7 protein-coding genes, 16 tRNA genes and 3 rRNA genes are annotated in these 11955 nt (G+C 43.1%); 24 read left to right on the top strand and 2 right to left on the bottom strand.

Features of this window, described 5'->3' with window-relative positions; all coding sequences use genetic code 11:
• Positions 1 to 101 precede the first annotated feature (101 nt).
• The 3 genes from bcp to perR all read left to right on the top strand — a co-directional run bounded on the left by bcp (position 102) and on the right by perR (position 2083).
• Positions 102 to 578: a thioredoxin-dependent thiol peroxidase gene (gene bcp / locus L6W14_RS19390; protein WP_237898717.1), complete on the top strand. Its 477-nt coding sequence runs from the start codon at positions 102 to 104 to the stop codon at positions 576 to 578.
• Positions 575 to 1519: a D-2-hydroxyacid dehydrogenase gene (locus tag L6W14_RS19385; protein ID WP_131521921.1), complete on the top strand. Its 945-nt coding sequence runs from the start codon at positions 575 to 577 to the stop codon at positions 1517 to 1519. Before bcp ends, L6W14_RS19385 begins: the two co-directional genes overlap by 4 nt.
• 120 nt (positions 1520 to 1639) lie before the next feature.
• Positions 1640 to 2083, top strand: coding sequence for a peroxide-responsive transcriptional repressor PerR (perR, locus tag L6W14_RS19380; RefSeq protein ID WP_131521920.1), 444 nt, complete (start codon positions 1640 to 1642; stop codon positions 2081 to 2083).
• 22 nt (positions 2084 to 2105) lie between these two features.
• Here the strand turns inward: perR and L6W14_RS19375 are convergent, their stop codons facing one another.
• The gene (locus tag L6W14_RS19375; protein ID WP_004230509.1) at positions 2106 to 2459 is read right to left on the bottom strand and encodes a YgzB family protein; all 354 of its coding nucleotides are present in this window, start codon (positions 2457 to 2459) and stop codon (positions 2106 to 2108) included.
• A 149-nt stretch (positions 2460 to 2608) separates the two neighbouring features.
• Here L6W14_RS19375 and L6W14_RS19370 point away from each other — a divergent pair, with 149 nt between their 5' ends.
• The 20 genes from L6W14_RS19370 to L6W14_RS19275 all read left to right on the top strand — a co-directional run bounded on the left by L6W14_RS19370 (position 2609) and on the right by L6W14_RS19275 (position 10213).
• On the top strand, positions 2609 to 3496 hold the full coding sequence (locus L6W14_RS19370) for a nucleotidyltransferase-like protein (RefSeq protein WP_237898716.1): 888 nt from the start codon (positions 2609 to 2611) through the stop codon (positions 3494 to 3496).
• A 346-nt stretch (positions 3497 to 3842) separates the two neighbouring features.
• Positions 3843 to 5394 (top strand): 16S ribosomal RNA (locus tag L6W14_RS19365).
• A 180-nt stretch (positions 5395 to 5574) separates the two neighbouring features.
• A 23S ribosomal RNA gene (locus L6W14_RS19360) occupies positions 5575 to 8502 on the top strand.
• Positions 8503 to 8613: 111 nt separating this feature from the next.
• Positions 8614 to 8729, top strand: a 5S ribosomal RNA gene (gene rrf, locus L6W14_RS19355).
• The 16S, 23S and 5S rRNA genes sit together here with 16 tRNA genes alongside, the layout of an rRNA operon.
• Before the next feature lie 16 nt (positions 8730 to 8745).
• Positions 8746 to 8822: transfer RNA gene (locus tag L6W14_RS19350), tRNA-Asn, on the top strand.
• Between the two features lie 5 nt (positions 8823 to 8827).
• Positions 8828 to 8919, top strand: a tRNA-Ser gene (locus tag L6W14_RS19345).
• Positions 8920 to 8943: 24 nt separating this feature from the next.
• Positions 8944 to 9018, top strand: a tRNA-Glu gene (locus L6W14_RS19340).
• Positions 9019 to 9033: 15 nt separating this feature from the next.
• Positions 9034 to 9109, top strand: a tRNA-Val gene (locus L6W14_RS19335).
• A gap of 26 nt (positions 9110 to 9135) precedes the next feature.
• A tRNA-Met gene (locus tag L6W14_RS19330) sits at positions 9136 to 9210 on the top strand.
• A gap of 3 nt (positions 9211 to 9213) precedes the next feature.
• Positions 9214 to 9289: transfer RNA gene (locus L6W14_RS19325), tRNA-Asp, on the top strand.
• A gap of 15 nt (positions 9290 to 9304) precedes the next feature.
• Positions 9305 to 9377 (top strand) — tRNA-Phe (locus tag L6W14_RS19320).
• A 12-nt stretch (positions 9378 to 9389) separates the two neighbouring features.
• Positions 9390 to 9465 (top strand) — tRNA-Thr (locus L6W14_RS19315).
• A gap of 9 nt (positions 9466 to 9474) precedes the next feature.
• Positions 9475 to 9558, top strand: a tRNA-Tyr gene (locus L6W14_RS19310).
• Positions 9559 to 9571: 13 nt separating this feature from the next.
• Positions 9572 to 9645: transfer RNA gene (locus L6W14_RS19305), tRNA-Trp, on the top strand.
• A 12-nt stretch (positions 9646 to 9657) separates the two neighbouring features.
• Positions 9658 to 9733: transfer RNA gene (locus L6W14_RS19300), tRNA-His, on the top strand.
• A 35-nt stretch (positions 9734 to 9768) separates the two neighbouring features.
• Positions 9769 to 9844: transfer RNA gene (locus L6W14_RS19295), tRNA-His, on the top strand.
• 4 nt (positions 9845 to 9848) lie between these two features.
• A tRNA-Gln gene (locus tag L6W14_RS19290) sits at positions 9849 to 9923 on the top strand.
• A 5-nt stretch (positions 9924 to 9928) separates the two neighbouring features.
• Positions 9929 to 10003: transfer RNA gene (locus L6W14_RS19285), tRNA-Gly, on the top strand.
• An 8-nt stretch (positions 10004 to 10011) separates the two neighbouring features.
• A tRNA-Cys gene (locus L6W14_RS19280) sits at positions 10012 to 10085 on the top strand.
• 47 nt (positions 10086 to 10132) lie between these two features.
• Positions 10133 to 10213 (top strand) — tRNA-Leu (locus L6W14_RS19275).
• A 444-nt stretch (positions 10214 to 10657) separates the two neighbouring features.
• Here L6W14_RS19275 and L6W14_RS19270 read toward each other — a convergent pair.
• Positions 10658 to 11050: a tyrosine-type recombinase/integrase gene (locus tag L6W14_RS19270; RefSeq protein ID WP_237898715.1), complete on the bottom strand. Its 393-nt coding sequence runs from the start codon at positions 11048 to 11050 to the stop codon at positions 10658 to 10660.
• A 536-nt stretch (positions 11051 to 11586) separates the two neighbouring features.
• Here L6W14_RS19270 and L6W14_RS19265 point away from each other — a divergent pair.
• Positions 11587 to 11955 (top strand): BlaI/MecI/CopY family transcriptional regulator, encoded by a 369-nt coding sequence (locus tag L6W14_RS19265; protein WP_237898713.1) that lies wholly within the window; start codon positions 11587 to 11589, stop codon positions 11953 to 11955.

The following is an 11955-nucleotide window of genomic DNA, read 5'->3' as shown; positions in this document are numbered from 1 at the left end:
ATCTATTGTAGACCTATCAGTGTAAGAAATCCAAAGAAATTAAGGGATATGACTTGATTTGTTACTTAGAGTAAAATAGGACCTACAGAGGAGGAGATTATATGACATTACTAGAAGGACAAAAGGCGCCAGATTTTTCTCTATTGAACGAAAAGGGCGAGATGGTGCATTTAGCTGATTTTAAAGGAAAAAATGTTATTTTATACTTTTATCCAAAGGATATGACACCAGGTTGCACGACGGAGGCATGTGATTTTCGTGATAAGTTTGAAGACTTCAGTCATTTAAATGCTGTTGTTCTGGGTGTTAGCCCAGATAACGCAAGCAAGCATACAAAATTTATTGATAAGCATGGTTTGCCATTTTCATTATTAGTGGATGAGGACCATGCTATTGCTGAAGCATATGGTGTATGGGTTTTAAAGAAAATGTATGGACGTGAATATATGGGCATAGAGCGTTCAACGTTTTTAATTGATGCTGAGGGGAAGCTTGTAAAAGCTTGGCGCAAAGTTCGAGTGAAAAATCATATTGAAGATGTATATGCTTATTTAGCAGAACAGGAGGCAAAACAATGAGAATCTATTTTACATTTGAACCTAGACCAGATTTACGAGAACCATTAGTAGCAGAATTTCCGCAGCTTGAATTTATCTTTGAAAAGAGCTTATCAATTGAAGAGCTTCAACAAGCGGATGTATTAGTTACATATGGTGAAGATTTAACAGAAGAGAGTATTCAATCTGCGACTAAGCTAAAATGGATTTTTGTTGCATCAGCAGGTATAGAAAAAATGCCAGCTCAGGCTATTATTGAACGTGGAATTCTAGTTTCAAATGTTCGTGGCATTCATAAAACGCCTATGGCTGAATCCATGCTTGCTCATATTTTAGCCATTAAAAGAGCTTTGCCTTGGATGTATGAGCAGCAAAAGAAAAAAGAATGGTCGAAAAAAACACAACAAACGGAACTACGGGATAGTACGGCACTTATTTTAGGGCCAGGTGCCATTGGTTCGGAAGTTGGACGTTTATTGCAAGCTTTTGGTGTTACGACGATTGGCTGTAACCGCTCTGGTAAAGAAGCAGCCTATATGAATACGATGATTAGTTTTACCCAATTAAAAGAAGCTCTACCTCATGCAGATATCGTTATTTCTGTACTACCAAAAACAACAGAAACGACCCATTTATTAAAAGAAGAGCATTTTGTTGTGATGAAAAATAATGCGATCTTCATGAATTTTGGTCGAGGTAATTTAGTTGATGAAAAGGTACTCTTGCAAGCAATTGAAACCAAACAAATAGGACACGCAGTTTTAGATGTATTTGAAGAGGAGCCTCTGGCATCTGACAATCCATTATGGACATTACCAAATGTCATAGTATCACCTCATGTATCCAGTCATTCTTCTCGTTATGTTGAGCGTAGCTTAGAAATATTCAAGCCAAGCCTAACAAAATGGCTAAAGGGTGACAAGGATTTAGAAAATGTTATGGATTTATCGAGAGGCTATTAAGGAAAAAACATTGATTTATTGAGGATAGGCAATGTGTGATTGTTGACGAAGTAGTACGAATTGGATACACTATTTATAACAATTATAAATTAATAATACTTATGGAAGAGGTGCATGACGATGTCTGCAACGCATTTACAAGATGCACTGGACACGTTGAAAACAACTGGTGTACGTATTACTCCTCAGCGTCATGCTATTTTGGAATACCTAATTCAAACAATGGCACATCCTACTGCCGATGAAATTTATAAAGCTCTTGAGGGTAAGTTCCCTAATATGAGTGTAGCGACTGTTTATAACAACCTGCGTGTATTTCGTGAAGTAGGTCTTGTGAAAGAGCTAACTTACGGGGATGCTTCAAGTCGCTTTGATTTCGTGACAAACGATCATTACCATATGATTTGTGAATGCTGTGGTAAGATCGTCGATTTCCATTATCCTGGACTCGACGAAATAGAGCATTTTGCATCACAGGTAACAGGCTTTGATGTGCATTCGCATCGCTTAGAGATATACGGCACTTGTCCATCATGTAAAGTTGCTACTGCTAAAGTACAATAAAAATCCTAGCTCTTAAAAAGGGCTAGGATTTTTTTGTTTTATTATTATAGGATTGATCGAACTCTTTACCTTCTAGAGTAGGATCAAGTGTTAATGGCTCATTGCAGTACATGCACATATCTACTCGGCCTAAAACCTTTGTATGTTTATGGCAATTAGGACACTCTACCTGAATAGCTCTTGTTGACAGTAATCCGATCCACGCATATACAACTGTGCTACCGATAATACAAAGAACACCTAGTGACATGAAAATTAAAACTAATATCGGGCTGTTTTTAAAGAAAATGCCTCCGTACATGACAATAAAACCAAAAAAGATTAGTGCTAATGCGAATGAACGAATTTTATTAATTTTACTTTTATAAGGTTTCATATTTCATCTTGCCTCCCAATCTAAAATCTACTATAACATATAAGGGCAAAGTATTTTAGCTTTGAACTGAATGAAAGAAGGAATACTTTTAGAGTATGTCGAATTTTTAACGGAACAAAAGAACCTATATGAATAAAGGAGGGCTGAACATGGAGCAAGTACTGCGTCCAATATACCAAGAACGTGCGAGTCAGTCGAATACATTAGGCGTAATTTTAGTGGAAAAGCGTGAAGAACAAAGTAACGTTACAGATACATTTGATACGGTTTTACTTATTATCGTAAAAGAAGCAGAGCAACCAGTCTTTTCAAAACATTACTTATATGAAGGAAATAAAATCGCTCTACATACTGTTACGGAGAAAATAATTCGAAAATGGTTACTCATCGGTTCAAATAGAAAGGTTGTTGATTGGATATTCTTCGGTAGAGTATTATTTGATCGGAATGAATTTCTGCATAAACTAAAAATAGAATTGCAGGAATTTCCGTATAGTGGTCGTAAAATTAAAACAGGTATTCAATTTTCAAAGTTAATTCGCCGCTATTTGGAGGGGAAAGAATACTTCGATAAAGGAAGTTACTTGGATGCTTATAATCACGTTGTGGATTCCCTACATCATCTAGGCCGCCTTTCTATTATCGATAGTGGCCTGTATCCTGAAGTAACTGTTTGGGCACAGGTGAAAAAAATTGAGCCAGCCATCTATAAGTTGTATGAAGAGCTAGTGACAAGTAATGAGCCAATAGAAAAGCGCTTAGAATTGTTGTTTTTAGCAAGTGAGTTTTTAATCCACTCTCGTACACGAGATGGGGCACAACATATATTAGAAGTCATGCAAACAAAAGAAATGTGGACTATCCAGGAATTACATGATCATCATGAGCTCGTGAACTACTCCGTGGATTTAGAAGTGTTTGTTGAGTATCTAGTGGATAAAGGCTATATTCAAATTGAACCCATTGCAGCGAAAAATGATAGGATATTTCACCGTCATTACAAGGTAAATAAAGATGCTCTAGAAATGGGGCAATGACTGTAGTATGCTTGTAATCGAGGTATATAAAAAATACCTCGATATTTTTTTAGAAAAGTAGTTGACGAATAATATCTTAGTATTGTATTATATTAATTGTCGCTAAGACATAAACGAATAACTCAGAAAAACACAAACAACTTTTTAAAAAAGTTGTTGACATGTTTTGAATGAAATGTTAATATAAAGAAGTCGCTGAAAAACGACTTAAACAATGAACCTTGAAAACTGAACAAGCAAAACGTAATCAATAAAGTTTTAAGTAGCTAGTTTCGCTAGTGAACGAAACACAATTTTGGACATCAAACATGATGCCAGCAAAACAATTTGAGCTAATCAAATTTCTTTTATGGAGAGTTTGATCCTGGCTCAGGACGAACGCTGGCGGCGTGCCTAATACATGCAAGTCGAGCGAACAGAAAAGGAGCTTGCTCCTTTGACGTTAGCGGCGGACGGGTGAGTAACACGTGGGCAACCTACCCTATAGTTTGGGATAACTCCGGGAAACCGGGGCTAATACCGAATAATCTCTTTTGCTTCATGGCAAGGGACTGAAAGACGGTTTCGGCTGTCGCTATAGGATGGGCCCGCGGCGCATTAGCTAGTTGGTGAGGTAACGGCTCACCAAGGCGACGATGCGTAGCCGACCTGAGAGGGTGATCGGCCACACTGGGACTGAGACACGGCCCAGACTCCTACGGGAGGCAGCAGTAGGGAATCTTCCACAATGGGCGAAAGCCTGATGGAGCAACGCCGCGTGAGTGAAGAAGGTTTTCGGATCGTAAAACTCTGTTGTAAGGGAAGAACAAGTACAGTAGTAACTGGCTGTACCTTGACGGTACCTTATTAGAAAGCCACGGCTAACTACGTGCCAGCAGCCGCGGTAATACGTAGGTGGCAAGCGTTGTCCGGAATTATTGGGCGTAAAGCGCGCGCAGGCGGTCCTTTAAGTCTGATGTGAAAGCCCACGGCTCAACCGTGGAGGGTCATTGGAAACTGGGGGACTTGAGTGCAGAAGAGGAAAGTGGAATTCCAAGTGTAGCGGTGAAATGCGTAGAGATTTGGAGGAACACCAGTGGCGAAGGCGACTTTCTGGTCTGTAACTGACGCTGAGGCGCGAAAGCGTGGGGAGCAAACAGGATTAGATACCCTGGTAGTCCACGCCGTAAACGATGAGTGCTAAGTGTTAGGGGGTTTCCGCCCCTTAGTGCTGCAGCTAACGCATTAAGCACTCCGCCTGGGGAGTACGGTCGCAAGACTGAAACTCAAAGGAATTGACGGGGGCCCGCACAAGCGGTGGAGCATGTGGTTTAATTCGAAGCAACGCGAAGAACCTTACCAGGTCTTGACATCCCGTTGACCACTGTAGAGATATAGTTTCCCCTTCGGGGGCAACGGTGACAGGTGGTGCATGGTTGTCGTCAGCTCGTGTCGTGAGATGTTGGGTTAAGTCCCGCAACGAGCGCAACCCTTGATCTTAGTTGCCATCATTTAGTTGGGCACTCTAAGGTGACTGCCGGTGACAAACCGGAGGAAGGTGGGGATGACGTCAAATCATCATGCCCCTTATGACCTGGGCTACACACGTGCTACAATGGACGATACAAACGGTTGCCAACTCGCGAGAGGGAGCTAATCCGATAAAGTCGTTCTCAGTTCGGATTGTAGGCTGCAACTCGCCTACATGAAGCCGGAATCGCTAGTAATCGCGGATCAGCATGCCGCGGTGAATACGTTCCCGGGCCTTGTACACACCGCCCGTCACACCACGAGAGTTTGTAACACCCGAAGTCGGTGAGGTAACCTTTTGGAGCCAGCCGCCGAAGGTGGGATAGATGATTGGGGTGAAGTCGTAACAAGGTAGCCGTATCGGAAGGTGCGGCTGGATCACCTCCTTTCTAAGGATTATTTCGGAATACAAACCTTGGGTTTGTAAGATTACGTTTTGCGTTCAGTTTTGAAGGTTCATTCTTCTGAATGAAACACTTCAAAACTTGTTCTTTGAAAACTGGATAAAACGACATTGAAATTGTAACAAACACATTTATTTTTTAAGTTTTTTATAGGCTTAATAACTTGGTTAAGTTATTAAGGGCGCACGGCGAATGCCTTGGCACTAGGAGCCGAAGAAGGACGGCACTAACACCGATATGCTTCGGGGAGCTGTAAGTGAGCTTTGATCCGGAGATTTCCGAATGGGGGAACCCACTACGTTTAATCGCGTAGTATCTTGACGTGAATACATAGCGTCTTGAAGGCAGACCCAGGGAACTGAAACATCTAAGTACCTGGAGGAAGAGAAAGAAAAATCGATTCCCTGAGTAGCGGCGAGCGAAACGGGAAGAGCCCAAACCAAGAGGCTTGCCTCTTGGGGTTGTAGGACACTCTATACGGAGTTACAAAAGAGCGAGTTAGATGAAGCGACTTGGAAAGGTCCGCCAGAGCAGGTAAAAGCCCTGTAGTCGAAAGTTCGTTCTCTCCTGAGTGGATCCTGAGTACGGCGGAACACGTGAAATTCCGTCGGAATCCGGGAGGACCATCTCCCAAGGCTAAATACTACCTAGTGACCGATAGTGAACCAGTACCGTGAGGGAAAGGTGAAAAGCACCCCGGAAGGGGAGTGAAAGAGATCCTGAAACCGTGTGCCTACAAGTAGTTAGAGCCCGTTAATGGGTGATAGCGTGCCTTTTGTAGAATGAACCGGCGAGTTACGATTACGTGCAAGGTTAAGCTTTAGAAGGCGGAGCCGCAGCGAAAGCGAGTCTGAATAGGGCGAAGTAGTACGTGGTCGTAGACCCGAAACCAGGTGATCTACCCATGTCCAGGGTGAAGGTGAGGTAACACTTACTGGAGGCCCGAACCCACGCACGTTGAAAAGTGCGGGGATGAGGTGTGGGTAGCGGAGAAATTCCAATCGAACTTGGAGATAGCTGGTTCTCTCCGAAATAGCTTTAGGGCTAGCCTCGTGATGAGAATACTGGAGGTAGAGCACTGTTTGGACTAGGGGGCCATCCCGGTTTACCGAATTCAGACAAACTCCGAATGCCAGATATTTATACACGGGAGTCAGACTGCGAGTGATAAGATCCGTAGTCAAAAGGGAAACAGCCCAGACCACCAGCTAAGGTCCCAAAGTAATCGTTAAGTGGAAAAGGATGTGGCGTTGCACAGACAACCAGGATGTTGGCTTAGAAGCAGCCATCATTTAAAGAGTGCGTAATAGCTCACTGGTCGAGTGACGCTGCGCCGAAAATGTATCGGGGCTAAACGATTCACCGAAGCTGTGGATTGACATCTACGATGTCAGTGGTAGGAGAGCGTTCTAAGTGCGTTGAAGTCAGATCGGAAGGACTGGTGGAGCGCTTAGAAGTGAGAATGCCGGTATGAGTAGCGAAAGACGGGTGAGAATCCCGTCCACCGTATGACTAAGGTTTCCTGAGGAAGGCTCGTCCGCTCAGGGTTAGTCGGGACCTAAGCCGAGGCCGATAGGCGTAGGCGATGGACAACAGGTTGATATTCCTGTACCACCTCCTCACCGTTTGAGAAATGGGGGGACGCAGTAGGATAGGGTAAGCGCGCCGTTGGTTGTGCGCGTCCAAGCAGTAAGGCGTGTGTGTAGGCAAATCCGCACACTGTAACGTTGAGCTGTGATGGCGAGTCCGTATGGACGAAGTTCCTGATTTCACACTGCCAAGAAAAGCCTCTATCGAGGTGAGAGGTGCCCGTACCGCAAACCGACACAGGTAGTCGAGGAGAGAATCCTAAGGTGTGCGAGAGAACTCTCGTTAAGGAACTCGGCAAAATGACCCCGTAACTTCGGGAGAAGGGGTGCTCTTGAGCGTGCAAGCGCATGAGAGCCGCAGTGAATAGGCCCAGGCGACTGTTTAGCAAAAACACAGGTCTCTGCAAAACCGTAAGGTGACGTATAGGGGCTGACGCCTGCCCGGTGCTGGAAGGTTAAGAGGAGTGGTTAGCGCAAGCGAAGCTGCGAATTGAAGCCCCAGTAAACGGCGGCCGTAACTATAACGGTCCTAAGGTAGCGAAATTCCTTGTCGGGTAAGTTCCGACCCGCACGAAAGGCGTAACGATCTGGGCACTGTCTCAACGAGAGACTCGGTGAAATTATAGTACCTGTGAAGATGCAGGTTACCCGCGACAGGACGGAAAGACCCCGTGGAGCTTTACTGTAGCCTGATATTGAATTTTGGTACAACTTGTACAGGATAGGTAGGAGCCAGAGATCTCGGAGCGCCAGCTTCGAAGGAGGCGTCGGTGGGATACTACCCTGGTTGTATTGAAATTCTAACCCATGCCCCTTAGCGGGGCAGGAGACAGTGTCAGGCGGACAGTTTGACTGGGGCGGTCGCCTCCTAAAAGGTAACGGAGGCGCCCAAAGGTTCCCTCAGAATGGTTGGAAATCATTCGTAGAGTGTAAAGGCACAAGGGAGCTTGACTGCGAGACCTACAAGTCGAGCAGGGTCGAAAGACGGGCTTAGTGATCCGGTGGTTCCGCATGGAAGGGCCATCGCTCAACGGATAAAAGCTACCCCGGGGATAACAGGCTTATCTCCCCCAAGAGTCCACATCGACGGGGAGGTTTGGCACCTCGATGTCGGCTCATCGCATCCTGGGGCTGTAGTCGGTCCCAAGGGTTGGGCTGTTCGCCCATTAAAGCGGTACGCGAGCTGGGTTCAGAACGTCGTGAGACAGTTCGGTCCCTATCCGTCGTGGGCGTAGGAAATTTGAGAGGAGCTGTCCTTAGTACGAGAGGACCGGGATGGACACACCGCTGGTGTACCAGTTGTCTTGCCAAAGGCATCGCTGGGTAGCTATGTGTGGACGGGATAAGTGCTGAAAGCATCTAAGCATGAAGCCCCCCTCAAGATGAGATTTCCCATTACGCAAGTAAGTAAGATCCCTCAAAGACGATGAGGTAGATAGGTTCGAGGTGGAAGTGTGGTGACACATGGAGCTGACGAATACTAATCGATCGAGGACTTAACCAAAAACGTTTGAAACATTCAATGTGCCGTTTATCCAGTTTTGAAAGAGCAAATCTTTCTAAAAAGAGAGCTTCTAGATACACCAATAATCCGTGTATGGAAGGTCGATAATAGTCTAGTGATGATGGCAAAGAGGTCACACCCGTTCCCATACCGAACACGGAAGTTAAGCTCTTTAGCGCCGATGGTAGTTGGGGGCTTCCCCCTGTGAGAGTAGGACGTCGCTAGGCTATATACTAAAATTATTCCGAAGTAGCTCAGTTGGTAGTAGCACCTGACTGTTAATCAGGTTGTCGCAGGTTCGAGTCCTGCCTTCGGAGCCATTCTTGGAGAGTTGTCCGAGTGGCCGAAGGAGCACGATTGGAAATCGTGTAGGCGGTTAACACTGTCTCAAGGGTTCAAATCCCTTACTCTCCGCCAGCACTTTGATGTGTTCCAAACGATGGCCCCTTGGTCAAGTGGTTAAGACACCGCCCTTTCACGGCGGTAACACGGGTTCGAATCCCGTAGGGGTCACCATTTCAATACCCAGATGGAGGATTAGCTCAGCTGGGAGAGCATCTGCCTTACAAGCAGAGGGTCGGCGGTTCGAGCCCGTCATCCTCCACCATTATTTTTACAACATTATAGTATTATCGCGGGGTGGAGCAGTGGTAGCTCGTCGGGCTCATAACCCGAAGGTCGTTGGTTCAAATCCAGCCCCCGCAACCAAATGGTCCCGTGGTGTAGCGGTTAACATGCCTGCCTGTCACGCAGGAGATCGCCGGTTCGATCCCGGTCGGGACCGCCATTTATTTTAAAATATGGGTCAGTAGCTCAGTTGGTAGAGCATTAGATTGAAGCTCTAAGTGTCGGCGGTTCGATTCCGTCCTGACCCATCCTGTTTTTTTGCCGGTTTAGCTCAGCAGGTAGAGCAACTGACTTGTAATCAGTAGGTCGTGGGTTCGATTCCTATAGCCGGCACCAGATTTTCCCGGAGGGGTAGCGAAGTGGCTAAACGCGGCGGACTGTAAATCCGCTCCTTAGGGTTCGGCGGTTCGAATCCGTCCCCCTCCACCAGTTTTATTTTTTTAGGGGCATAGTTCAACGGTAGAATAGAGGTCTCCAAAACCTTTGGTGTGGGTTCGATTCCTACTGCCCCTGCCAATTAATTTTATGGCGATTGTGGCGAAGTGGTTAACGCACCGGATTGTGGTTCCGGCATTCGTGGGTTCGATTCCCATCAGTCGCCCCATCTCATATAAAATTAATAAACATCATAATACAATGGCGATTGTGGCGAAGTGGTTAACGCACCGGATTGTGGTTCCGGCATTCGTGGGTTCGATTCCCATCAGTCGCCCCATTGTTGGGGTATAGCCAAGCGGTAAGGCAACGGATTTTGATTCCGTCATGCCTAGGTTCGAATCCTAGTACCCCAGCCATTTTTGCGGAAGTAGTTCAGTGGTAGAACACCACCTTGCCAAGGTGGGGGTCGCGAGTTCGAACCTCGTCTTCCGCTCCAAGTATGACGGCGGCATAGCCAAGTGGTAAGGCACGGGTCTGCAACACCCTTATCACCGGTTCAAATCCGGTTGCCGCCTCCATATTTCAACTGTTAATCGGTTTATCCGATTTTTTTTATCTCCATTATGCCGGTGTGGCGGAATTGGCAGACGCGCACGACTCAAAATCGTGTTCCTTTGGAGTGTCGGTTCGACCCCGACCACCGGTATCTTTAGTTTAATATACGTTACGATTAAAAAATTAAGAGAGCTCATAAACCTTGATATGACAGGTTTATGAGCTTTTTACATTTCCTGAGAATACGATATAAAACGATAAGAAATGATTTTGTTTTACACAAATTTTACACATAATCAGATTTATTTTACACAAGTTTTTACACAAGCTGTTATCCAATAAGGGTTTAATGAAAGGTTGTAGAATTCTTTTAAATATATGTTCTAAAGGGAGATGGAGATGGAGTTTAATGATTATTTGATAATATTTAACGAAAGTTCTGGCAAAGGACTATGTAGGGTCTTTTAACGGTATTATCAATAGAGAGTTCTATAATGGAGAAGATAAAATGACTAATACTCTAAAAGACCAGCTATTGAAAAAGAATGAATTTCCATATTCATAAACAATTATTTTCTTACATTTGAAAGGTATATTAAATATAAAGAAGAGAATAAACTAAAATATTACTGTGAGTATGTCTTAGACCGTACATAGTAATCAATGGATGAATATTTAATTCGAGTAAAACTTCCCTTAAAATATCATTTGCTCTTTCATTAGCAATTACTTTATACTTTGATTTTTCATTATAAAATACTAAATTATTTTCATTAGTTATATTCTCTAATTTAACTTTCCTTTTAGATGTTTTATTTTTTAATGGTCCAAATCCTATAGGCATTCTGTTATTATATCCCCATGTTTTATCTACAGTTATTTCCTTATTATCGAAATTATAATCACTAAATATAAGTCCGACCAATGCTTCAAATCGTAGTCCCGATATTAAACCTAGTAACAGCAAATAATATTCTAACCAACGCAAAGACTCAGGCAGTAGTTATTCAAAGTGATGAAATATCCATTGGAATATCTGTTGCTTGGGTTTTTCCCTTGTTAACATATTCGATTATATTTAGTGAATTAACCGGATAATTCTGAAATATAGTAATTTCGATATTCTCTCATCCTAATTAGAATATACTATACTTTCTATTTATATTTTCGAAGACTTTTTCTAAAACATAATTAACTTTTTTAAGTGATTCTCCACCCGCCTTCAATTATAAGTATCATACTTTCAAAATATTAATATTTTTATAGGTCAAAAGGTTTGTTTTTAATTCTATTGCTTTTGCTTTTTTATGTAATACCTGCCCATAATTCTTTTTCCATAGCTACATAGAATTGATCGTTTAATAGGGAATTTTTGCGACTTGAACCAAAAATGCAATGGATGTTGGGATAACTTTTGACATCGGAATATTATATATCCATATATAGCATAATTTGACAATGTTTTAAAAAAGATATATTATACGTTTAAGACAATTGACTTAAATGAAAAAGGGGTGAGTGAATATGAAAAAATTGCCTGAAGCAGAATTTGAGATTATGAAGATAGTTTGGGAAAGTAATCCTCCAATTACTACAGGTATAATAATGCACGAAATAGGAAATGAGAAAGGTTGGAAAATCCAAACCGTAGTATCCCTTATGCAAAGATTAACTGAACGTGGATTTCTTCATAGTGAGAAAAAAGGTAAGGAGAGATTTTATTACCCTATAGTAGAAAAAGGTGCATATCTAAGTTTTGAAACAGAGCATTTTATGAAGCTCTATCATAAAAACTCCTTTATGAATTTAGTGGGTACACTCTATAAATCCGATACTATTTCTAATGAAGATTTAGCCTCATTAATTAAATGGGTGGAAGAAAAGAGGGATTAA

It is taken from the genome of Lysinibacillus sp. ACHW1.5 (assembly GCF_022014815.1).
In the GTDB taxonomy this organism is placed as follows: Bacteria; Bacillota; Bacilli; order Bacillales_A; family Planococcaceae; genus Lysinibacillus; species Lysinibacillus capsici.
The sequence above is the reverse complement of the archived record's forward strand: the minus strand, read 5'-3'. Positions and strand labels throughout refer to the sequence as shown.